General features: G+C 75.2%; 3 protein-coding genes. All 3 read right to left on the bottom strand.

Annotation, left to right across the window (positions count from 1 at the left end):
* Positions 1 to 30: 30 nt before the first annotated feature.
* Genes ACGFMK_RS34455 through ACGFMK_RS34445 form a run of 3 tightly spaced genes read right to left on the bottom strand, consistent with a single transcriptional unit; the run spans position 31 to position 25,072 of the window.
* Positions 31 to 8,607 carry an amino acid adenylation domain-containing protein gene (locus ACGFMK_RS34455; RefSeq protein WP_392772284.1) on the bottom strand — a complete coding sequence of 2,859 codons (8,577 nt, stop codon included), beginning with the start codon at positions 8,605 to 8,607 and terminating at the stop codon, positions 31 to 33.
* Positions 8,604 to 17,075 (bottom strand): SDR family NAD(P)-dependent oxidoreductase, encoded by an 8,472-nt coding sequence (locus ACGFMK_RS34450; RefSeq protein WP_392772282.1) that lies wholly within the window; start codon positions 17,073 to 17,075, stop codon positions 8,604 to 8,606. Before ACGFMK_RS34450 ends, ACGFMK_RS34455 begins: the two co-directional genes overlap by 4 nt.
* A complete protein-coding gene (locus tag ACGFMK_RS34445; protein WP_392772279.1) occupies positions 17,072 to 25,072 on the bottom strand; it encodes an SDR family NAD(P)-dependent oxidoreductase in 8,001 nt (2,666 codons plus the stop codon). Before ACGFMK_RS34445 ends, ACGFMK_RS34450 begins: the two co-directional genes overlap by 4 nt.
* Positions 25,073 to 25,324 lie beyond the last annotated feature (252 nt).

Below are 25,324 nucleotides of genomic sequence, written 5' to 3'. Positions count from 1 at the left end.
GGGTTTCCTTCCGGGTCTGCGGACGAGCTGTCAGTGGTCGTCGAGCGTGGCGAGCACGGACGCCAGTTCGCCCTCGCTCAGGTCGAGATCGGGGAAGTCCGACGGCGAGTAGAACTCGCCGTCGGCGGTGGCGCCGCGGGCGACGAGGGCCCGCAGCGCGTCGAGGTAGGCCGCGGCGAACGCCTCGGCGGCGGCCCGGTCGTGCACGTTCTCGCTGTACTTCACGTCGAACCGCAGCCGGTCGGCCACCACGAAGGCGTCCACCCGCAGCAGGTGCGGCCGGGAGCCGAGCGGGCTGCGCTCCGGTCCCATGTCCAGGTCCGACAGCGACAGCAGCGAGCCCGCCGAGACGACCTGGTCGAACTGCCCCAGGTAGTTCAGCCGCACCTGGGGCACCGGCAGCGCGGCCAGCAGCGGCGCGGTCCGCCGGTTGAGGTAGCGCAGCGCCATGAAGTCCAGACCCTGGCCGGAGCGGGTGCGCAGCTGCTCCTTCACCCGCAGCAGAGCCGCCCCCGGGTCACCGTCGCCCGGGGAGAGCAGGACCGGGCAGGCGGTGGTGAACCAGCCCGCGGTCCGGGTGACGTCCACGTCGGCGAGGACGTCCTCGCGCCCGTGGGCCTCGCGGTCGGCCAGCAGCTCCGGCTGCCCGGTCCAGGCCCGCCAGGCCAGCGCCAGCGCGGTGAAGAGCACCTCGTCGACGCGGGCGTGGTAGACGCGCGGTACGTCACGCAGCAGCGCCGTGGTGTCCTCGGCGGACAGATGCCGGGTGACCGCGCGTTCGGAACCCGCGGTGTTGTCCGCGACCCCGCCGGGGAAGTCGACCGGCATGCCCGGCCGCCCGGCCGGTACCGCCTCGATCCAGTCGCGCGCCCGTGCCTCGGTCTCGGGGCTGTTGGCCCACTCGACGAGCTTCTCCGTCCACGTCTTCAGCGAGTCGGAGCGGGGCGGCAGGCTCGCCGGTTCGCCCCGGGACAGCTGGGTGTGGACGCGGTGGAGGTCGTCGAGCAGGACGCGGTAGGTGACGCCGTCCACGACGAAGTGGTGCAGCACAAGGAGCACGTGGTCCGGCCGGTCGCCGCCGAGCAGCAGGACGGCCCGGCCCAGCGGTCCGTGCTCGAGGTCGAGCGAACCCTGCGCGCGCGTGCAGATCGCGGTGACCTCGGCCCGGTACGCCGCCTCGTCGGTGATGCCCGAGAGGTCGGCCGTCTCGATGGGCACGCCGGCCGCGTCGTCGGCGTAGTGCTGGCGCCAACGGCTGTCTTCGTCGCGGTGGAAGCGCAGGCGCAGCGCGTCGTGCGCGGCGAACACGAACCGCAGCGCTTCGGTGAGCAGGTCCGGGTCGAGCCCGGAGTTCGCGCGCAGCAGCAGCGACATGTTCCAGTGGTGCGCCTCGGGCTGGTCCTGGTCGAAGAACCAGTGCTGGATGGGGCTGAGCGGGACCTCGCCGGTGGTGGCCGCGGGATCCTCGCCCGCCGCCCGCCGCTCCCGCACGACCGGCGCGAGCTCGGCGACGGTCTGGTGCTGGAAGATCTGCTGCGAGGTGAGCTGGAGGCCCTGCTCCGCGGCCCGCGCGGCGATCTGGATGCTGAGGATCGAGTCACCGCCCAGCTCGAAGAAGTTGTCGTGCGGGCCGACGGCGTCCACCCGCAGCACCGACGCCCACAGCTCCGCCAGCCGCCGGGCCGGGCCGTCCGCCGGCAACGGCTCCTCCGACGGTGCCGCCACCGGTGCGATCTCCCGCGCGGCCAGCGCCCGGCGGTCGAGCTTGCCGCCGGCCGTGCGCGGCAGCTCCGCCAGCACGACCACCGCGCCGGGCACGAGGTAGTCCGGCAGCCGCTCCGCGAGGTGGGCCCGGATCGCGGAGCGCAGCGCGGCGGGCTCGGCCACGTCCTCCTCGGCCGCCGGCACGACGTAGGCGACGAGCCGCTGGTGCCCGTCCGGGCCGGCCACCGGCAGCACGGCCGAGGCGCCGACCGCGGGGTGCGTGTCGAGCACGGCGACGATCTCCTCCGGCTCGACGCGGAACCCGCGCACCTTGACCTGGTCGTCGCGGCGGCCCCGGTGCTCCAGCACGCCGTCGTGCCAGCGGCCGAGGTCGCCGGTCGCGTAGAGGCGGGCTCCCGGTTCACGCGAGAGGTGGTCGGGGACGAACCGGGCCTCGGTCAGCGCGGGGTCGCCGACGTAGCCGAGGCCGAGCGTCGGGCCGCCGGCCCAGATCTGGCCGGGCAGCCCCGGTGGCACCGGCCGCAGCGCCTCGTCCAGCACGTGCAGCCGGACGCCCGGGATCGGGCGGCCCACCGCGACGACCCCCTCGGCGTCGTACCCGTCCGGCACGTCGAACGTGGCGACGATGCCCGCGGTTTCGGTCTGGCCGTACATGTTGACGTGCCGGGCGGCGGGGAACAGCCGCCGCCAGGCGGCGACGACACCGCCGGGCAGCGGTTCGCTCGCCGAAAGCACCAGCCGCACGGCGGGCAACCCGGCGTCGGCGGTCAGCAGCGGCAGCGCGGCCCGCCAGTACGACGGCACCAGGTCCACCACCGTCACGCCGTGCGCCTTCGCCAGCGCGAACAGCTCCGGCGGCTCGCGCAGCGCCTCGGCCGGGGCCACCAGGACGCGCCCGCCCGAGCACAGCGGGAGCAGCACCTGCCGGTAGGACGCGCTGAACGTCAGGCTCGCGGTCTGCAGGTAGACGTCTTCGGCGCCGACCCCGGTGACCTCCAGCATGGCCTGGAGGTACGCGGCGAGCGCGCCGTGCGGGACGGCGACCCCCTTGGGCCGGCCCGTGGAGCCGGAGGTGTAGATGACGTAGGCGGGGTCCCCGGGTTCGGGCACGACCCGCAGGCGCTCCGCGACGGCCCCGCCTTCCAGAGGCACCGGCAGCACCTCGGCGGGCAGCGCCACGTCGAGCTCGCCCGGCAGCACGAGGTGGCGCACCCCGGCGTCCTCCACGAGCAGCGCGAGCCGTTCCCGCGGGTAGCCCGGGTCCAGGTGCAGGAACGCCGCGCCGGCCTTGAGCACCGCGAGCGTCGCCACCACCTGGTCCGCCGAGCGGGGCGCCAGGATGCCGACCACCGTGCCCCGGCCCGCGCCCTCGGCGACGAGCCGCAGCGCCAGGTCGTTGGCCCGCGCGTCCAGCTCCGCGTAGGTCAGCTCGACGCCGGGGCTGGCCAGCGCGACGGCCTCCGGTGTCAGCGTGGCCTGGGCCTCGAACAGCAGGTGCGCGGCCACGGGCGCACCGGCGGGTTCGTCCACAGCGGACCATTCGGCCACCTCGGCGAGGTCGTCCGGCGTCGCCATGGGCAGCTCGGCCACCGCGGTGCCCGGGTCCGCCACCATCGCGCGCAGCACCACCTGGTAGTGCTCCCAGAGCCGCCGGATGGTGGCTTCCTCGAACAGGTCCGTGTTGTAGCGGAAGGTGACGGTCAGGTCGCCGCCGCCCTCGTTCCAGAACACCGTGAGGTCGAAGTGCTCGCTGCCGGGCTCGATCGCCAGCGGCTCGATCGCCAGTCCCGCGAGGTCGATCCGCGGAGCCGCGGTCTCCAGCGTGAACATCACCTGGAACAGCGGGTTGTGGCTGAGGTCGCGGCGGGTCCCGAGCCGGGAGACGAGCGCCTCGAACGGCGCGACCTGGTTCTGGTAGGCGTCGACGGTGGTCGCGCGCACCCGGTTCAGCAGCTCGCGCACGTCGGGTTCGCCGGAGAGGTCCACGCGGAGCACGACGGAGTTGGCGAACAGGCCGATCAGGTTCTCCAGGTCGCTGTGCGTGCGGTTCGCGACCGGCGCGCCGACCGGGACGTCGTCGAGCCCGGTGTAGCGCTGGAGCGTCACCGCGAACCCGGCGAGCAGCGCCATGAACAGCGTCGCCTGGTGGTCGGCGGCGAAGGAGCGCAGCACTCCGGCGAACTCCGGGTCCACTGTGGACGTCAGCCGGGCGCCCCGGAACCGCTGGACCGCCGGGCGCGGGTGGTCCGTCGGCAGCTGGAGCACGGGCAGCCCGGCGAGCCGGCGTTCCCAGTACGCCACCTGGTCGTCGAGCAGGCCCTGCTCCAGCCAGCCCGCCTGGTGCTGCGCGAACTCCGGGTACTGCACGGGAAGCTCCGGCAGCGGGGACGGACGGTCCTGGGTGAACGCCTCGTACAGGGCGGCCAGCTCGCGGGCGAACACGCTGAACGACCAGTAGTCGCAGACGATGTGGTGCACGTCGAGGCTCAGCAGGTGGTCGTCCGCGCCGACCTGGACGAGCAACGCGCGCAGCAGGGGCCCCGCCTCGATGTCGAACCGCTCCCCGATGCCGCTTTCGACCAGCCGCCGCGCCTGCTCCTCGGCGTCCGGGGCCCCGCTCACGTCCACCACGGCGACCGGCAGCTCCGCGGGCGGGGCGACCACCTGGTACGGCAGGCCGTCCTCGGCGGGGAAGCTGGTGCGCAGCGCTTCGTGCCGGCGCACGATCTCGGTCAGCGTGCGGCCCAGCGCGGCCCGGTCCAGCGGACCGCGCAGCCGGAACGCCATCGGATTGTTGTACGCGCCGTCGTCGGCGATCCGGTCGATGTACCACAGCCGCTGCTGCTGCCGGGACAACGGCGGCCGCTCCGCCCGCTCCACCGGCCCGAGCGGCAGTGCCGCCACGGCGGGACCGCCGGCCTCACTCAGGATCGCGCCGAGTCCCGCGACCGTCGGGTGCTCGAACAACGCGCGCACCGGCACGTCGCGGCCCAGCAGCTCGCCGAGCCGAACGGCCAGGCGGGTCGCGGACAGCGAGTCCCCGCCGCGTCGGAAGAAGTTGTCGTGCCGGCCGGGTTCGCGGCCCAGCACCTCGGCCCAGGCCGCGGCGACGACCTCTTCCACCGGGCTGCGCTCGCCCGAGTCGGTCACCTCGTCCGGCTCCGCGCCGGCCGGGTCGGGCAGGGCGCGACGGTCGATCTTCCCGTTGGGGCTCAACGGAAAGCTGTCGAGCACGGTGATCGTGTCGGGCACCAGGTAGCCGGGCAGCCGCGTGGCGAGGTAGTCCCGCAGCAACCCGGGCTGCGCCGCCGGATCGGCCGGCGGCGGCGGGGCGACCGGGTCGGGCACGCCGCCGACGAGGCTGTGCACGAGCCGGTCGTCGTCGAGCAGCCGGCAGCCCGGGCGCACCCGCTCGAAGTCGACGCCGCCGATCGGGCACAGCCCGAGCCCGGTCGCCGCGGCCCGGGTCATCAGCAGCTGGCCCACATAGCCCGCTTCCAGCAGAACCAGGTCCGCCGCCAGCGACCCGTAGAGCGGGGCGACCGCCGACATGCGGGCGACCAGGAACACGGAGAACGCCGACGCGGCGAACACCGCCCGGTTCATCTCCGCGTGGATGCTCTCCGGCAGCACCACGTCCTCGTCCAGCGACACCAGCGAGTGCGTGTCCGGCCGGTAGTAGTGCAGGCCGGGCGCCACGCCCTCGACCCGTCCCGGCGCGACGTACACGTAGGCCTGGACCGGGTAGAGGTTGCCGCCCGAGGGGTAGCGGTAGTGCGGGAACGGCTGGTCCGGATCGGTGCGTGAGCTCAGGCAGGCCAGCAGGTCGCCGAGCTGGGCGGCCGGCACCGGCGCGGACAGGTAACGCCGGACGCTGCGGCGTTCCGGCCCGTCGGCCGCGGCGGGCGGGAACTCGACGGCGGGCCGGTCCGCCACGTCCTTGCGCACGCCGGGACGGCGCAGCTTGAACTCCAGGCGCTCGAACGGGTTCAGCTCCACCTCGTCCGTCGGGTCGAACGCCTGCGCCGCCGCCAGCGACGGACCGGAGCCGGCCGGCACCACGTAGGCGTGCAGGCGGCCGGCGCCCACGCGGCCCTCCTCGACCGACGTGGTCACCAGCGCCTGCCGGACGTCGGGGTGCTCGGCGAGGCAGCCGCTGATCTCCTCCAGCTCGATGCGCTGACCGCGGATCTTCACCTGCTGGTCGCGGCGGCCGAGGATCTCCACCGTCCCGTCCGGCAGGTAGCGGCCGAAGTCGCCGGAGCGGTAGTAGCGGACCCCGCTGCGCGGGTGGGTGACGAACGCGGCGGCGGTCAGCTCGTCGTCGCGCCAATAGCCCCGCGCCAGGCCTTCGCCGGCGAGACACAGCTCGCCCGGCACCCACACCGGGCACGGCTCCATGCGCTCGTTGAACACCTGGTAGGTGCGGTTGGCCATCGGCCTGCCGTAGGGGATGCTGCGCCAGGCCGGGTCGATCTCGCCGACCTCGTACGAGATGTCCATGATCGTGGTCTCGGTCGGCCCGCCGACGCTGTGCACCCGCGCGCCCGGCGCGAGCGCGCGCAGGCGGTCCGGCAGGTCGAGCGGGATGAAGTCGCCGCCCAGCAGCACGAGCCGCAGCGACGCGAGCGCGTCCGGGTGCACCGGCCGCTGCTCGTGCGCGAGGACCAGCATCTCGAGGAACGCGGGCACCGAGTTCCACACGGTGACGCGGTGGTCGGCGATCAGCCGGGCCCACGCGGCGGGTTCGCGGGTCTCGTCGGCGGACGGGAGCACGAGGCAGCCGCCCGCCGCCGCGAGCACGGCGAGGATGTCGAACACCGACATGTCGTGGTGCAGCGCGGTGACCCCGAGGCAGCGGTCGTCTTCGGTCAGCTCGAACCGCTCGGCGAGGTCGGTGATGCGGTTGACCACGCCGGCGGTCTCGATCATCACGCCCTTCGGGCGGCCGGTCGAGCCGGAGGTGTGCAGCACGTAGGCGAGGTCGTCGGCCGTCTGGACCGCGGGCAGCGGCTCCTCCTCCCCCGCCGCGGCTCCGGCCGCGAGCAGGTCGTCGAGGAAGATCGGCGTGACGCCCGCGGGCCAGGTGATCGCCCGCCCGGGCAGGTGCTCGGTCAGCACCACGGGGCTGTCCAGCCGGTCGAGCAGGAACGCGATCCGCTCGTCCGGCGCCTCGGCGTCCACGGGTGCGTAGGCGGCACCGGACTTCAGTGTGCCGTAGACCGCGACGACCTGGCGGAACCCCTTGCGCAGCAGCACCGGCACGGCCAGGTCCGGTTTCGCGCCGTGGCGGCGCAGCGCGTGCCCGACCCGGTTGGCGGCCCGGTCCAGCTCCGCGTAGCTGAGGCCGCCGCCGGTCCACACGACCGCGGCCCGGTCGCCGTGCTCGGCGGCCCGCCGCTCGAACAGCTGGTGCGGCAGCACGTCCGGCACCGGCCGGGCGGTGGCGTTGACGGCGCCGCGCTGGGTGAGCTGCGCCCGCGGCACGAGCGGGAACGACCCCGCCCGCCACTGCCGCTCGTCCTTCAGCAGCCGCAGCAGGTGCCGGTAGGCGCCGAACATGTCGGTCACCATGCCCTCGGGAAACAGCTGCTCCACGTGGTCCCAGCTGAGCTGGAGCGCGCCGCCGGACTCCATGACCTGCTGGTCCAGCGCGACCTGCGGCGTCATCGAGACGAGGTTCTCCAGCCGCCCCAGGCGTTCCAGCGCCCGGTAGGTGGAGGTGCCGACGATGTTGGTGTATACGAACGGGAACAGCAGCCCGTCCGGCGTGCCGCGCAGCCGGGCCAGCTCGCGGATCGCGGGCACGCCCGACGCGATGCGGTGGTCGAAGTCGTGCCAGAGCCGCTTCTGGATGGTCGTGGCGCGTTCGGCGAAGTCCGCTCCCGCCCCGTGGTCGACGTCCAGCAGCACGACGGAGGAGAAGTTGCCGGCGACCTCTTCGATGCGCGGGTGCAGCGGCAGCCGGTTGGACATGGTGACGTTGACGGTGAAGCGCTCGTCACCGCTCCACGCGTGCAGCACCTCGCAGTACGCCGCGAGCAGCACGGTGGACGTCGTGACGCCGTGGCGGCGCGCGTTGGCCTTGATCGCGCTCCACTCCGGTTCCGGTACCACCGCGGCGTGCCGGGCGTAGTGCGGCTTGTCGACCGACTCGAACGCGCGGACCAGCGGGATGGACGGGGCGTCCGGCAGATCGGCCATCCGCTCGCGCCAGTACGCCAGCGAACGCCGGTACTCCTCGGTCTCCTTCAGCGCGGTGACGGCCAGCGCGTAGTCGCGGTAGGTCACCGGGACGGCCGGCCGCTCCGCGTCCGGGTCCTCGTAGCCCTCGACCCAGTCGTCGAAGATCTTCTGCAGGCTCCACAGGTCGAGGTTCTGCCCGTCGAAGCTCGCGAGCACCACGGTGGTGGCCCGCCCGTCCTCCGCCGGCACGTCGCAGAGCAGGATGCGGAACAGCGGCCACTGCGCCGGGTCGTAGCGGAAGTGCGACTGTTCCTCCCGCAGGGCGGCGAGCCGCGCCTCGCGGCCGGCGGCGTCCAGTGCCCGCAGGTCCAGCCGTTCCATGCGGTACTCGGTGACCGGCAGCACGCGCTGGGTCTGCCCGTTCTCGGTGACCGCGCGCAGCATCGGGTGCCATCGCAGCACCTGGTTCCACGCGCGTTCCAGGCGGTCGTGGTCGAGGTCGTGGCAGACCACCTCGAGCCAGCCGTGGATGCCGTTGTTGCCCAGCGCGAAGGCGCCGCTGCGGCCGACGTAGTACGCCTGCTGCAGGTCGGTCAGCGGAAACGGCTCGTGCGCGTTCGCCGGGTCGGGCACGAGCCCGCCTTCGGGCCGTTCCGGCTGCCCGGGGGCGACGGGGAGGGAGGACAGCTGAGTCATCGCAGAACCTCGCGGGTGCGGTCGGGAGCGGTCAGTTCGGCGACCAGGTCGGCCAGCCCGGCCACGGTGGGGCGTTCCAGCACCTGGCCGAGCGGCACTTCGACGCCGAGTTCGCGTTCGACCCGGTCCTTGACCTCGAAGGCCATGAGCGAGTCGAAGCCCAGTTCGTGCAGGGAGGTCGCCGGGTCGAGCCGGGTCGCCGGCAGGCCCATCACCCCGGCGACCAACGTGCGGAGCCGGGCCTGGAGAACGGTCTCGCCGGTGACGTCCACTGTGGACGGTTCGAGGACCGCGGTCTCTTCCCGGGTGACGACGGGGGCGGCCGCGGGCGGCGCGACCAGCAGCAGGTGCGCGGCGTCCGCGCCGAGTGCCCGGCCCAGCAGCGCGGTGTCCGTCCCGTCCCAGACGAGGCTGACGGCCGGCCGCCCTTGCGCCCGCAGGCAGTGGGCCAGGTTCTCGTGGACGGCGGCCTGGGCGGCCCCGGTCCCGAGGAACGCCAGGAAGTCCAGGTCCCCGACGTCCGCCAGTGGTGCGGCTTCGAAGTCCTCACCGGTCACGTGGACGACCCCCCGCGGCGCCGGGTGACCGCCGGGCCCGTCGGCCAGCACGACGTCGGTCGCACCCTGCGCGCGGAGCCAGTCCGCCACCGGCCGCGCCTCCGGGCCACCGATGACCAGGTAGGTCGCGCCGGCGTGGATCGTGACGGGCTTCTCCGGCAGTTCCGCCGGCACGAGCGTGGCCCGCAGCCGCCGCCCGTCCCGCAGCGCGACCTCGGTACCGCCCCGCGGGGCGGTGACCTCGTCCACCACGATCGCCGGGTCCGCCTCGGCGGCCGGGTCGAGGTCCAGCAGCAGGGTGCGCAGTTCCGGCTGCTCGAGCGCGATCGCGCGGCCGGCACCCCACACCGCCGCGCCGCCCGGCCGCGGCGTGCCGGTCGCGGCCTGCGTCCGGCTGGTCAGCAGGTTCAGCCGCGGCGGGGTGGCGAGGCCGGCCAGTGCCCGCGCGACGTGCCGGAAACCGAGGCAGGCGGCGCGCTCGGCTTCGGGGGTGTCTCCGCCGCGGGCGAGGTAGACGACCTCGCCCAGGTCGTCCCCGTGCTCGTCGACGGCCGCGGTCACCACGTCCCGCACGGCCTCGGCGTCGGCCGGGTCCACGGACCGCGCCGCGTCGTGGCGGCGCGGTTCGTGGCCGGCGCGGATACGCACCACGTCGATCCCGGCCGCCGCGGCGGCTTCGGCGAGCACGGTGTCGGGCGTGCCGGGTTCGGCGAACAGCAGCCACGTCTGCGGTGCGGGCGGCTCGGCGGGCTCGTCGTCCACCTCCCACCGGCGCGTCAGCACCGGCTCCGCGCCCACGAACCGGCGGTCGACCCGGTGGAACCGCACGCCGTGCAGGGCCAGCACCACCCGGCCGTCGGCCGCGAGCAGGTGCACGTCGCCGGTCGCGCCGGTCTCGCCGTGCTCCGCCAGCCGCGCCACGGCCCACGTCTCCGGTGGCACCGGCTCGTACGCGAGGACGCGGTCCACCGAAACCGGCACCCAGGCACCGCTGGAGAAGAACGTCGCCAGCAGGAGCTGGCAGCAGGAGTCGACCAGGCCCGGCGGCGGGGCACCGTCCCCGTCCACGGCGTGCATCTCGGCAACGGCCTCGGCCTCACGCACCCACGCGCGGCGCACGTACTGGAACGCCGGGCCCAGCTCGCCGCCGGCCGCCGCGTACCCCTGGTACAGCTCGTCCTGTCCGACGGCCCGCCAGCCGTCGCCCACCGGCTCACCGGCGGCGAACGGCTCCGCCGCGGCCGCGGCGGTCCCGAACGACCCTCCCGCGTGGACTGTCCACTCGAGACAGTCCGGTGCCGGGCTCGCGCTGATCTCGAACCGGCCGTCCCGCGGGTCGAGCACCACCTGCAGTTCGTGCTCCTCCCCCCGGCGCACGGTCAGTGCCTGCCGGAACGAGACGTTGCGCAGCTCGGGGCGCCGCTCACCGAGAGCACGGACCGCGCCGAGCGCGGCCGAAACGTACCAGGCACCGGGCACCACGACCTCGCCGAACACGCGGTGGTCCCGCAGCACCGGGGTGTCCACGCCGACGGTGCGGGTGAAGACGCGCTCGCGGCCCGCCGTCGGCACCCGCCGCCCGGGCAAGGGGGTTTCCTCGCGGGGGGTCAGCTCCTCCCAGTGCCGGGACCGCTGGAACGGGTAAGGGGGCAGGTCGACCCGGCCCACGGCGCCGGGCGGCTGGATCCGCGCCCAGTCCAGCGCGACTCCGCGCACGTGCAGGGCGGCGGCGACGGCACGCGCGCGGTCGGCGGGCGCGCCGGCCGGCTCGACCAGCACCTCCAGCGGTGCGCCGGTGGCCTGCTCGCCCGCGCCGAACCGGAGCACGATCCCGGACTCCGCCTGCCGCGGCAGCTCCACCGGCGACGACAGGACTTCCCGCAGCGAAGCCGTTCCGGCGACGCACGCGGCGGCGCCCGCGCCCGCCACCGCCGCCGGGACGATGCCCCAGGACCGGAACAGCTCGGCGTAGGCGTACTGGAGGGCGACGGTGACGGCGGGGCGAAGCTCGGGACGCTCGCGCAGCAGGGCTTCCGGCCGCGCGAGCGCGCCGGGCAACCCGAGTGCGTTCTCGCATTCCGCGACCGCCCGCTGCCAGGCGGGCTCCGTCACCGGCAGGGTGCCGAAGCCCGCGAAGGCCCCGCCCGGGTCGCCGAAGACCATTGTGACGGTCGGCGGAATACCCGCCGTTCCGGCGAAGGCGGGGACGCTTCCGGCGAGGAACTCCCGCAGCTGCTGGCCCGCGTCGGCCGCCGACGAGGCGACGACGGCGAGCCGGTGCGGCAGGTGGGTGCGGGCGCACGCGGCCGCGTGGGCGAGGTCGGCCAGCGCCGGGGCGTCCGGTGCGGTCACCACGTCCAGGTACCGGCGGACGTGGTCTTGCAGCGCCGGCGCGGACCGGGCGGACAGCACCAGCAGGTCCCCGGCCCGCTCGATGGGAGCGCTTTCCCCGGCCGCGACCGCGGACGGTGAGGCCTCTTCGACGAGCACGTGCACGTTGGTGCCGCTGAGGCCGAAGGAGCTGACGCCCGCCAGCCGCGGCCGTCCGGCCGGGGCGGTCCAGTCCTGCCGCCCGCCGCCGAGCCGCAGGACCTCCGGGCCGGCGTCGATCTTCGGGTTCGGGGTGGCGAGGTTGAGCTGTGCGGGTACCGCGCCGTGCCGCAGCGCGAGCAGGACCTTGATCAGCCCGGCGACGCCGGACGCGGCCTCCAGGTGCCCGATGTTCGCCTTCACCGAGCCGACCAGCAGCGGCCGGTCCCGCCCGGCGCCGTACACCTCGGCCAGCGCGGCGGCCTCGATCGGGTCACCGAGGTCGCTGCCGGTACCCTGCGCCTCCACGTAGTCCACATCGGACGGTGCGGCGCCGGCCGCGGCGAGCGCGTCGGCCAGGAGCCGGCGCTGCGCGGCTCCACTGGGCACCCGCAGCCCGCTGCTGCGGCCGTCGTGGTTGGTCGCGGAACCCCGGAGCACGCCGAGCACACGGTCGCCGTCGGCGAGGGCGTCGGGCAGCCGCTTGAGCAGCACCATGCCGCAGCCCTCACCGCGTGCGTAGCCGTCGGCGGCGGCGTCGAACGGTTTGCACCGGCCCTCGGGCGACAACGCGTGCAGGGCGACGCCGAGGTGGAAGTTCTCCGGCGACAGCATCAGGCTCACGCCGCCCGCGAGCGCCGCGTCGCATTCGCCGAGCCGGAGGCTCTGCGACGCCAGGTGCACGGCGAGCAGCGACGACGAGCACGCCGTGTCCAGCGTCATCGCCGGTCCGGTGAGGTTCAGCAGGTGCGAAACGCGTCCGGCGGCGAAACAGGCCGGGTTGCCGGTGCCGCTGTAGGCGTCGGCTTCCGCACCCGCCCGCGCGCGGCGCAGCTCGTAGTCGTGGCTGCCGAGGCCCACGAACAGGCCGGCACGCCGGGCCGCCAGCGAGTCCACCGGTATTCCCGCGTGCTCCGCGGTCTCCCAGCAGACCTCGAGCAGCAGCCGGTGCTGCGGGTCCATCTTCTCCGCCTCGCGCGGGGTGATCCCGAAGAACTCCGGGTCGAAGCGGTCCACCGCGTCGAGGAACCCGCCGCGTCCGACGGGGATCTCCCCGGGCCACCGGCCCTCGGGCACCTCGCGCGTCGCGTCGACGCCGTCCGCGAGCAGCCGCCAGAACGCCTCCGGCGAGTCGGCGCCGGGGAACCGGCAGCCGAGCCCCACCACCGCGATCGGCACCGGACCGCTCTCCGGCCGCGGGGCGATCACGGCCGGCGCGGGCGTGCCGGCGAGCAGGGTGCCGGCGAGGCTGTCGACGGTGGGGCTCTCGAACACCAGCGTGGCGGGCAGCGGACGGCCCAGCTCACGGACGAGGGTGTTGCGCAGTTCCGTGGCCTGCAACGAGTCCATGCCCAGGTCGAAGAACCCGGCGGCGGTGTCGACCGGCTGCCCGGACGGCACGAACCCGCCGACGAGCGCGGCCAGCCGCCGCACCAGCGCCGGCCGCCGCTGCGCGGGCGGCAGCTCGGCGAGCTGCCGGGCCAGCGGCGCCCCGGTCTCCGCCCGGACCGGCTCGGCCGGCTCGGCCGCGCCGAGCTCCGCGAGCAGCGAGGCCGCCAGGTGGGCGCCACGGCCCGCGCGGTAGGTGTCCCAGTCGACGGTGACGACCACCGCCTGCGCCGCGTCCGCCCGCACCGCGCGGCCGAACGCGCCGAGGCCACGGGCCGGCGACAGGGGCCGCACCCCGGCCGAAGCCCAGCGGCGGGCCGACTCCGCGTCGAGCCGCGCGGCCATGCCGGTCCGCTCCCACGGTCCCCAGTCGAGCACCGTCGCGGGCAGGCCGCGCCCGGCGCGGTGGTGCGCCAGCGCGTCCAGGTAGGCGTTGGCGGCGGCGTAGTTCGCCTGCCCCGGCGACCCGAGCACGGCCGCCGCGGAGGAGAACAACACGAAGAAGTCCAGTGGCAGCCCGGCGGTCCGCTCGTGCAGCAGGCGGGCGCCACGCACCTTCGCCGCGAACACCTCTTCGAACCGGGCCCAGTCCTGGTGCACCAGCGCGCGATCCCGGACCACCCCGGCGGCGTGCACGACCCCGCGCAGCCGCTCGCCGAACCGGGCGAACACCGCGTCGAGCGCCGCCGCGTCGGAGACGTCCGCGGCCACCACGTCCACCGTCACCCCGCCGGCCCGCCAGCCGTCCATTCTGGACAGTGCTTCTGCCTGGGGTTCGTTGCGGGACAGCAAGACCAGGTGCCGGGCACCGGCGGTCACCAGCCAGTCCGCGGTCTCCAGGCCGAGCCCGCCCAGCCCGCCGGTGACCAGGTACGCGCCGTCGGGCCGGATCGCCACGGGCTCGCCGTCCCGCGGCGCCGGAACCAGCCTCGGCACGTAGCGGCGCCCGCCCGCCAGCACCACCTGCGGTTCGGGGTCGCCGGAAAGGATCTCCTCGGCCAGCTCTCCGGCGTCGGCGCCGTCGACCAGCCGCACCCGCAGTTCCGGGTGCTCCATCGCGAGCGTGCGGCCGAGGCCCCACCACACCGCGGGCTCCGGGTCGACCGGCTGCCCTCCGGCGGGCTGCGCGCCCCGCGTCACCAGGTACAGCCGCACGTCCCGGCCGTCCACGGCCCGCAGCGCGGCCAGCACCAGCTCGACACCCTCCCGCGGACCGCCGGGCCAGCGCAGCACGAGGTCCGCGGGTTCACCGTCGAACGCGAGCTCCTCGACGCGGGCCGCGTCGGCCTGCCGGGCCCGCAGGCTTTCCACCAGCTCGTCGGAGGTGTCCACGACGAGCAGCCGCCGGGAGCCGCCGCGCGGAGTGCGGGCGGCCTCTCGCCATGCGACGACGAACGTGTCCTGGTCCGGCTGGACGGCCGAGGTCGCCGGCAGCCAGTACGACTGCCGCTCGAAGGGGTAACCGGGCAACGGGACCCGGCGGCGCGGCCGGTCGCGGTAGACCTCGTCCCAGCGGATCCGGACGCCCGCGGTGAACACCTGCCCCAGCGCGTCCAGGTGCTGCACCGGGCGCGCCGAGCGCAGGGACGGCACCCAGGTCGTGGTGTCCTCCGGCACGCAGGCCCGCCCGAGGCCGACCAGCGTGCTGCCCGGCCCGACCTCCACGAACACGGTGCAGCCGCGGGCCGCCAGCGTCGCCATGGCGTCGGTGAACCGGACCGGCTCCCGCATCTGCCGGACCCAGTACCCGCCGTCCAGGTCGGCGGCGGTGAGCACCGCACCGGTCGCGCCCGCGACCAGCGGCACCTGCGGCCGCCGGTGCCGCACCCCGCCGGTGGCGGCGGCGAAGCGCGCCAGCACCGGCTCGACGAGCGGTGAGTGGAAGGCGTGCGAGACGGTGAGCCTGCGGTACCGCACCGCGACCGCGTCCAGCCGGGCCTCCAGCCGGTCGAGGTGCGCGGCGAACCCGGACACCACGGTCGTGCCGGGCGCGTTGAGCGCGCCGACCGACAGCCCGTCGGTGAGCCCGTCCAGCAGCACGGCGACCTGCTCGTGCGGGGCGTGCACGGCGGTCATGCCGCCGCCCTCGGGCAGTTCGTGCATCAGCCGGGCCCGCTCGCCGACCAGCAGCAGGCAGTCCTCCAGGCTCAGCGCGCCCGCCACGTGCGCGGCGGCGAACTCGCCGACGCTGTGCCCGAGCACGGCCGCCGGGGTCACGCCCCACGAACGCCACAACCGCGCCAGCGCCACCTGCACCGTGACGAGCGCGAGCTGGGCGTGGCGGGTGTCGGCGAGCACGCCGGAGTCCGCGGTGCCCGCGATCACGGACTCGACCGCGCCCGGCGGCAGCCAGCGGGCCGCGAGCCGGTCGCAGGCTCGGACGGCGTCGGCGAACACCGGCTCGGTCCGCAGCAGCTCCCGGCCCATGCCGAGGTAGTGCGCGCCCTGACCGCTGAACAGGAACGCCACCTTCGGCCGCTTGCCCGCCTCGCCGGCGTGCGTTCCCGGCGCGTCTTCGCCGGCACCGAACGCGGCCAGCGCGGCCACCGCCTCGTCCCGGCCGGATACCGCCAGCGCGAGCCGGTGGCGCATCGCCTGGCGGCCGCTGTTCGCGGTGTGGCACAGATCCGGGATCGACTCCGCTGTGGACAGTGCGTCCGCGTAGGCACCGGCGAGCGCGCGCAGGGCGGGCGCCGACCGGGCCGACAGGGTCAGCAGCTCCGGCCCGTCCGCTTCGGTCGGCGGCGCGACGGCGGGCGGCTCGGCGACGACGAGGTGGGCGTTGGTGCCCGACCAGCCGAACGCGCTGACCCCGCCGATCCGGTCGGCGCCCGGCCACGCGGCGGTCTCCACCGGAACGCACTCCGGATAGCCGGGCACCTCGATGTTCGGGTTCGGCTCGGCGAAGTGCGGCTGCTTCGGGATCTCGCGGTGGCGCAGCATGAGCAGCAGCTTGATCAGCGCGGCCAGGCCGGCGGCGCCCTCGAGGTGTCCCAGGTTCGCCTTCACCGACCCGATCGCGGGCAGCCTGCCGCCGAAGACCTCGGACAGCGCGTCCAGCTCGATCGGGTCACCGAGCAGCGTTCCCGTACCGTGTGCCTCCACATAGGACACTCGGTCGGCCGCCACCCCGGCGTCGTCGAGCGCGCGGGTCACCACGTCGATCTGGGCCAGCGGGTTGGGTGCGGTGAGCCCGTTCCCGCGCCCGTCCTGCCCGACGGCCGAGCCCAGCAGCACGCCCAGGATCCGGTCCCCGGCGGCGCGGGCGGCGGCGAGCGGCTTGAGCACGACGGCCCCGCAGCCCTCGCCGGAGACGATGCCGTCGGCGGAGGCGTCGAACGGGTGGCAGCCGCCGCTCGGCGACAACAACCCCATCTGCTCGCCCACGCTGGAGAACAGCCCGGTCAGCATCAGGTTCACGCCGCCGACCACCGCCGTCTCGCACTCCCCGGCACGCAGGCTGCGCATCGCCAGGTGCACGGCGACCAGCGCCGACGAGCACGCGGTGTCCACGGTGAGCGCGGGCCCGCGCAGGTCCAGCGTGTAGGCCAGCCGCCCGGCGACCATGCCGTGCGCGGTGCCGGTGCCGGTGTGGGCGTTGACCCCGCCGGCCTGCATCCAGTAGTAGTCGCTGCTCTGCGAGTGCAGGCCGACGAACACGCCGGTGTGGCTGCCCGCCAGCGATTCGGGGGCGATCCCGGCGTCCTCCAGCGCGGACCACGCCACCTCCAGCACGAGGCGCTGCTGCGGGTCCATCCGCGCCGCTTCCGCCGCGGCGATGCCGAAGAACCCGGCGTCGAACCGGTCGATGCCGGTGAGGAAGCCGCCGCGGCGCGGCGCGGCGGAGTTCAGCCGCCGCCGGTCGGCCGGGGCGTCGCCCACCACGTCGCGGCCCTCGCGCACGAGGTCCCAGTACGCCTCCGGCGAATCGGCGCCGGGAAACCGGCAGCCGATGCCGACGACGGCGACCGGACCGTCCACTGTGGCCGTCACGCCACCACCACCTCGTCCAGCCGCTCGGTGAGGTGCGCCGCCAGTGCGGCGGGCGTCGGATAGCGCCACAGCAGGGTCGCGGGCAGCTTGACCCCCCACCTCGCTTCGATGCGGTTCCGCAGCTCCAGTGCCGTCAGCGAGTCGAAGCCCAGCTCGCTGAACGGGTCGTCCGCGCTCAGCCGGTCCGGCTCGGAGCTCAGCACCACCGCCATCTCGCCGAGCAGCCAGTCGTCCAGGTCCTCCGGGTCCGTCCCGGGCTCGGTGACGACCTCGCGCACCGCCTCCGCGAGCGCCGGAACCTCGTCGGTGCGGGCGAAGACAGCGGCCTGCACCGGCGCGCCGTCCAGCACCGCGTCGAGTGCGCGCAAGTTGTCCTCTTCGGACAGTGTCGCGACTCCCCTGGCGGCCCAGTGCCTGCTGCCCCGGGCCGCCGCCTCATCGGAACCGGTCCAGGGGCCCCAGCCGACGCTGGTCGCGGGCAGGCCGCGCGCCGCCCGGTGCGCCGCCAGCGCGTCGAGGAACCCGTTGGCGGCGGCGTAGTTCGCCTGGCCCGGCGAGCCCAGCACCGCCGCGACGGAGGAGTAGAGCACGAACGCGTCCAGCTCCCGGCCCGCGGTCAGCTCGTGCAGGTGCCAGGCACCGGCCGCCTTCGGCGCCAGCACCGCGGCCAGCCGCTCCCCGGTCATCGCCGTGGCGATGCCGTCGTCCGAGACGCCCGCCGCGTGGACGATCCCGCGCAGCGGCGGCCCGCCCGCGTCGAAGCCGGCGAGAACGGCTTCGAGGGCGGCGCGATCGGCGACGTCCGCCTGGTGCACGGTGATCCGCTCACCCGTAGGGTCCAGTTCGGACAGTCTGGCTGCCACCTCCGCCGTCGGCGCGTGGCGGCCCAGCAACGCGACCCGGCGCACGCCCCGGGCCAGCAGCCGCCCGGCGGTGAGCAGTCCCAGGTGCCCCAGCCCGCCGGTGACCAGGTAGGTCGCCTCGTTCGTGCGCCCGGCCGCACCCGGCACCGTCACCGCGAGCGTGCCGACGTGCGTGCCGCGGGCCATCACCCGGAACGCCTCCTCGGCCCGCGCGACCGGGAACGACCGCGCCGGCAGCGGCGGCAGGGTGCCCTCCGCCAGCCGGTGCGCCAGTTCGCGCAGCAGGCCGCCGATCAGCGCCGGGCGGTCGAAGAACACCCGCGCGATGCCGACCGCGGCGAAGGTGAGGTCCTCGCGGAAACCGCCGAGGTTCAGCGGCGCGTCGTCCTCGATGTCCCGGCGGCCCAGCTCGACGAACCGGCCGTAGCGGGCCAGCGTGCCCAGGCTTTCCGCGATGGCCGAGCCGGACAGCGAGTTGAGCACGACGTCCACCCCGCGGCCACCGGTGTGACGGCGCACCTGTTCGCCGAAACCCGGGCGCCGCGAGTCCAGGACCAGTTCGACGCCCAGCGAGCGCAGGTAGTCGCGTTTCTCCTCGGTGCCCGCGGTGGCGAGCACCCGGGCGCCGAGGGCGCGCGCGACGTGCACGGCGGCGAGTCCGGTGCCGCTGGCCGCGGAGTGCACCAGCACGGTCTCGCCCTCGGCGAGCCGGGCCGTCGTGACGAGCGAGTACCAGGCGGTCAGGTAGGGCATGGCGGCGGCCGCTTCCTCGTCCGTCACCGCGGCGGGAGCCGGGACCACGAGGTCGGCGAGCGTCCGCACCGAGCCGGCCAGGCACGCGGTGCCGACGCCGAACACCCGGTCGCCGGGGCGGACGTGCGTGACGTCTTCGCCCACGGCGGTGACCGTGCCGGCGAACCCGTCGCCGAACCACGTCGGCTGCTCCTCCGGCACCGGGTAGTTCCCGAGCGCCTTGAGCGCATCGCGGAAACCCAGCCCGGCCGCGGCGACCGCGACGTCCACCTCGCCCGGCCCGAGCGGGCCGCGGGTCACGAGGTGCCGCACGAACGGCTCGAGCACCCCGGTCCGCCGCTGCGCCAGCTGCCACGTGCTGCCGGTCCGCCCGGCGGCACGGCCGGGTTCGGCGGGCACGAGCCTCGGCACGTACCACTCGCCGCCCCGCACCGCGATCACCGGCTCCCGGCCGAGCACGCCGAGCACCCCGGTCAGGTCGCCGGGCGCCGCCGGGTCGAGGTCCACGACCCCGCACGCGGTGTCCGGGAACTCGGCGCGGACCGAGCGCGCCAGCGCCGGCAGCACCCCGGCCGCGAGGCGGGCGGGATCCGCCGCGTCCGCGGGGGTCACCGCGCACGCGCCCCGGGTGAGAAGGCACAGGCGGGGCAGGGTCGTGTCGGCCCGGTCGCGCAGGAAGCCGAACACCTCGGTGGCGATCCGCTGCGCGGCGGCCACCGGGTCGGTGGCTTCGGTGGCTTCGGCGTCGAGGGCGTAGACGATTCCGGTGATTTCACCGGTGGGGTCACCGGGGATCGCGGCGGCGAGCGTGTCGTCGCCGAGCACGAGCCACCGGCCCGGATCCGCCGGGCCCGGCGGCGCGACGAGCCGCCACCACTCGGGCACCCGGACGAGGGGCGCGGGCCGGGGTTCCGGCGAGAGCCGCAGTTCCAGCCCGGAGATCTCGGCGGCCGGTTCACCCGAAGCGCCGTGCAGGACGAGGTCCACCACCGCGTTCTCGCCCGGGTGGGAACGGACGAGCCTGGCTCGCACCCGGTACTCCCCCGCGTCCGGCAGCCGGTGCAGCCGCACGCGCTCGATCCGCACCGGGAACAGCGGCGCGCTGTCCTCGGTGGACAAGGTGGCGTAGGCGACCTGGAAGGCACCGTCCAGCACCGCCGTGGCGGTGGTCCAGGCCGAACCCTGCCGCGTGACCCGCAGCCGCGCCTGCGCCTCGCCGTCCCGGCGGGTCACCTCGGTCACCGTCCGGTAGGCCGCGCCGTACCGGGCGCCGCGGGCGCGCAGGAGCCGGTCGTGGGCCGGTCCCGGCACGACGGTCAGCGGTGCGTCCACTGTGGACGACAGGTCCGGCAGGCTCGGCGTGGGTCCGGCGAAGGCGGCGCGCTCACAGCTCGCCGTGTCGCCGAAGGAGATCCTGTCGCCGGTGACCGTGATCCGGAGCGCGTCCTCGCCACCGGGCAGCGGCCGGGGTGCGTGCAGGACGAGGTTCGCCAGCGCGACCGGGCCACCTGTCTCCTGGAAGGCGAGCACCGGATAGGCCGCCGCGGGCAGCAGCGCGGTGTCGCGCACCCGGTGCTGGCGCAGCGAAACCAGGTCGGCGCCGGTCAGCGGAACGAGCCGGTCGGCCCGCTCGGGCACCGGGGCCGGCGGCCGTTCCGGCAGCTCGTCGGTGAGCCAGAACCGCTCACGCTGCCACTGCTGCCCGGGCAGCCGTACCAGGTTCCCGGTCGGATAGACCTGGTCCCACCGGATCGGTGCGCCCAGCGTGTACAGCCTGCCCAGCGACGACAGCCAGGTCGCCGTTTCCGCGTCCTTGCGGGAGGAGGCGAGCACGACCACGTCGCGCCCGGTGTCCTCCGCCTGTTCCGCCATCGCGGGTGCCAGCACGGGATGCGCGCCGACCTCCAGGAACGCCGTGGTGCCCCGTTCGGCGAGGACGTCGAACGCGTCGGTGAAGCGCACCGGGCGGATCAGGTTGTCCACCCAGTGGGCCACCCCGAGCCCGGCCGCGGTCACCGGCGCCCCGGTCACGGTCGAGATCACCGGCACCCGCGGCTCGGCCGGGGCGATCCCGGCGATGTCCGCGGCGAACTCGTCCGCGAACGGCAGCAGCAGCGGGTTGTGCGCGGGGAAGCCGATCGAGAACTCGCGGGAGGCGATCCCCCGGGCGGCGAGCCCGGCGAGCACCCGCGCGAGGTCACTTCGGGATCCGGAAAGGACGGTCGACTGTGGACCGTTCACGGCCGCGACGACGACGGTGCCGGGGTCCTCGTCCTCGGCGAGCAGCTTCGCCAGCTCTTCCGGCCGGGCGGACACCGACGCCATCGAGGACGGCACCTCGCACCGCCGCACCGCCCGTTCGCGGGCGATCACGATCCTCAGCGCGTCCTCGCGGCTCAGCGCTCCGGCCACGTACGCGGCGGTCACCTCGCCGAGGCTGTGGCCGGCGACGGCGTCCGGCTCCACCCCGACCGCGCGCCACAGGGCCGCGAGCGCGGCCTGCTGGACGAAGGCGAGTACCTGCCGGTGCGGCGCCACGACCTCGGCGTCGTGCTCGCCCAGCAGGTCCGTTACGGACACGCCGGCCAGCTCGCGGGTCCGCCGGTCCCACTCCGCCAGTTCGGTGCGGAACGCCGGGCCGCACCGCAGCAGCCGCTGCCCCACACCCGGGTGCCACGTTCCCTGACCGGAGAACACGAACGCGACCTCGGCCGGCCGCAGGGACCGGACGAGCCCGTGCGAGATCCGCGCGTCGCCCGCACCCCCGGCGAACGCGGTCAGCGCCTCGGCGAGCTCCTCGGTGGAGCCGGCCACGGTGGCGAGGCGGTGGGCGTAGTGGCCCCGGCGCACGGTGGCGCTGTAACAGAGATCGGCCAGTGCTGGCCCCTCCTCGTCTTCCGCGAGCCGGGCGAACCGGCCCGCGAGCTGCCGCAGCGCCCGCTCGTCGTGCGCGGACACGGCCAGCACGTGCGGTTCCCCGGCCGGGAGGGCGTTTTCCCGCCGGGCGACGGGCGGCGCCTCCTCCAGCACGACGTGCACGTCGGTGCCGCCGAAGCTCAACGACGTGACACCGGCGAGCCCGGGTTCGTCCGCGGGCCACGGCATCAGCCGGTCGGCCACCGCGAGCTTCCGCTCCGCCAGGCCCAGCGCGGGGTTCTCCCGCCGGAAGTGCAGGCTCGGCGGCAGCTGCCGGTGCCGCAGCGCCAGCGCCACCTTCGCCACCCCGGCCAGCCCGCCGACCACCCCGAGGTGGCCCAGGTTGGTCTTCACCGAGCCCACCAGGCACGGCCGCTCGGCCGGGCGGTCCTCGCCCAGCACCGCGCCCAGCGCGTGCACCTCGACCGGGTCGCCGACCGGGGTGCCGGTGCCGTGCGCTTCGACGTAGTGCACCCGCCCGGCCGCGACGCCCGCAGCGCGGTAGGCCTTGCGCAGCAACGCTTCCTGACCTTCACGGCCCGGCGCGGTGAGACCGTTGGTCCGGCCCTCCTGCACGGCGGCGCTGCCCCGCACGAGCGCGTAGATCCGGTCGCCGTCGGCCAGCGCCCGGGCCAGCGGCCGCAGCACCAGGGTCACGACGCCCTCGCCGAACACGATGCCGTTGCCGTCGGCGTCGAAGGTCCGGCAGCGGCCGTCCGGTGACATCACGCCCAGCTTCGAGAACCAGACGAACATGTCGGGACCGAGCAACAGGTTCGCCCCGGCCACGATCGCCCGCTCGCACTCCCCCGACGCCACGCTCCGGGCGCCCAGGTGCAGCGCCAGCAGCGCCGAGGAGCACACCGCGTCGACGGTGAAGCTCGGGCCGCGCAGGTCGTAGTGGTAGGACAGGCGGTTCGCGGCGATCGCGGCGAACGCCCCGGTCGCGCTGCCGCCGTCGGCCAGCTCCGGGTGTTCGTGCTGCAGCCACGCGTACTCGGGGTGCCCGACCCCCGCGAACACCCCGGTGTCCGAGCCGCGCAGGGACTCGCGGGGGACGCCCGCGTCGTCGAGCGCCTCCTGCGTCACCTCCAGCAGCAGCCGCTGCTGCGGGTCCATCAGCACCGCCTCCCGGCGTGAGATGCCGAAGAACCGCGCGTCGAACTTGTCGACGTCACTGAGGAAAGCGCCCCACCGGGTCGTCGACCGGCCCGGCGCCGCCGGGTCGGGGTCGAAGTGCTCCTCCGGGCGCCACCGCTGCGCGGGCACCTCGCCGACCACGTCGCGGCCGTCGCGCAGCAGGCGCCAGAACCCGCCGGGATCACGCACCTTGCCGGGCAGCCGCAGGCCCATGCCGACGATCGCGACGGGCTCGGGCTCCGCCGTGCGGTCCGCGCGGACCTCGGCCGGCGCGGGTGCGGCGGTGACCGGGGCGGTGGTGACGGGGGCCGGGGCCTTCCGGCGGGCGGGATCGGCCAGGTGCGCGGCGAGCGCGGCGATCGTCGGGTGCTCGTAGAACTCGACGACCTCCACCGGGGTGCCCAGCAGCTGCGAAAGATCGCTCACCAGCTGGGCGGCGACCAGAGACGTCAGCCCGTAGCGGGCCAGCGGCTCGGACACGTCCACCGTGGCCGGGTCGACTCCGCCCAGCACCGCCACCTTCTCCACGAGCCACGCACGCAGCCGTGCGGCGTCCGGGTGGGCCCCGGGCGCCGCGGCGGGCGCGGCGACGTCCCGGCGGCGCCATTCCACGACCACGCCGAGCGATCCGTCGAGCCACTGCCGGCGGCAGGCGGTGCGCTGCACCTTGCCGCTGGTCGTCTTCGGCACCCCGCCCCGGCGGACCAGCACCAGCGCGTGCAGGTCGACGCCGCAGTGGGCGGACACCACCTCGCGCACGGTCGCGGCCAGCTCGTCCAGCTTCTCCGGTGACAGCGCCCGCGCGTTCGTCTCGTGCACCAGCACGACCCGCTCGGTGCCGTCCTCGCTCAGCGTCTCCGTCGCGAAGGCCGCACCCCGCAGCCCGGCGAACCCCGGATCGGCGGTGGCGGCGGCGCGCTCGATGTCCTCGGGGTAGTGGTTGACTCCCTGGACGATGACGAGCTCCTTGAGCCGCCCGGTCACGAACAGCTCACCGTCGTGCAGCAGGCCCAGGTCCCCGGTGCGCAGGTAGCGCTGTCCGGGCTCGTCGCCCTCGAGCGTGGCCTGGAACGTCTCCGCCGTCTCCCGTGGCCGGTTCCAGTAGCCGGCCGAGGTCGACTCACCGGCCAGCCAGATCTCACCGACCTCGCCCGGCGCGCACTCCCGCCGCGTCGCCGGGTCGACGACCCGCAGCAGCGTGTCCCGGGCCGGATACCCGCACCCCACCAGCGGCCAGGGTGATTCGTACCGCGCACCGTCCACGGCGCCTTCGCCGGGTGCGCGGGCGGGCAGGATCGTGGCGCGGTCGCCCAGCGGCCGGGTGGTCGCCATCAGGGTGTACTCCGCGAGCCCGAACGACGGGCGGAACGCCTCACGCCGGAAACCGGTGGGGGCGAACCGCTCCGCGAACGAGGCCAGCGTCCGCTCGTGCACCCGCTCGGCGCCGATGCTCGCGTTGAGCCAGCCCGACAGGTCCAGCTCGGCCAGGTGCCGGTCCTGGACCCGCTTGACCGCGTAGTCGTAGGCGAACACCGGCCCCGCGCTGTGCGTCGCCTTGAACCGGGAGACCGCCCGGAGCCACGCGGCCGGCGACTTCAGGAACGTCATCGGGGTCATCATCACGGTCGGCAGGCCCGCGTACAGCGGCTGGATCAGCCCCTCGATGAGCCCGTAGTCGTGGAAGTAGGGCATCCACCCGACGCTCACGCATTCCGGGCCGTAGTCCCAGGACCCGCGGATCAGCTCGGACTGGCACAGCAGGTTCCGCTGGGAGATCATCACGCCCTTGGGCGAGGCCGTCGAGCCGGAGGTGTACTGCAGGTACGCCGCCTCGCCGGGGTCCGCGAGGCGCAGCGGCGCCCGCTCCTGCCCGGCGTCGTCACGTCCGAGGACGAGGTGCTCCGCCCCGGACAGCGCCGGCACCTCCGCACACGCCCGCAGCACCACGTCGGTGTTCTGCTCCGCCGAGACGACCACGGCGGGCCGGGCGTCCTCGCCGATCGCCCGCAGCCGGGGCAGCTGCTGCTTCCACTGCGCGGGCTCCGGGGCCGGAGCGGGGATCGCGATCAGTCCGCTGTAGACGCAGGCGAACAGGCCCACCAGGAAGTCCAGCCCGTGCGGGACCAGCACCAGCACCCGCGCCCCGGGCTCGTGGACGGACAGCCGGGCGGCGAGAGCCCGCGCCCGGCTGTCCAGGGCCGCGTAGGTGAGCGCGTCGAACTCGCGCAGCTCGTCGTCGACCATGGTGTACGCCTGCCGGTCGGGCGCCTCCGCGACGCGGTGCGCGAGCAGGTCCACCAGGGACCCGAATTCGGGGTCAGCCACACCGATCTCCTTGCCTTCCGCCGGGAAGCTCCGGCGGACTGGACACTGCGGACTGGACACTGTGGACGGCCATGGCCGCCTTCCGCGCCGGGCACGACACACCCTCCCCGCGGTGGATCACCGCGGGGAGGCGGGTGGGCCGCCGGGTTCACCGGTACGAAGAGGAACCCCGGCGGCCGGACGAACCGATCAGCCGCGACGAGCGGCGCGGCGCCGATCAGCCGGCCGGATAAACCGATTCTTCCTTTCGCG

Origin of the sequence: Amycolatopsis sp. NPDC049252 (assembly GCF_043197175.1) — a bacterium.
Taxonomy (GTDB): domain Bacteria; phylum Actinomycetota; class Actinomycetes; order Mycobacteriales; family Pseudonocardiaceae; genus Amycolatopsis.
Note: the sequence above shows the minus strand (reverse complement) of the source record. Positions and strands in the feature narration are given on the sequence as shown.

Excerpts from the sequence above, each read along its gene's own strand:
- ACGFMK_RS34455 (WP_392772284.1), bottom strand. The coding sequence starts at position 8,607 with ATGACTCAGCTGTCCTCCCTCCCCGTCGCCCCCGGGCAGCCGGAACGG.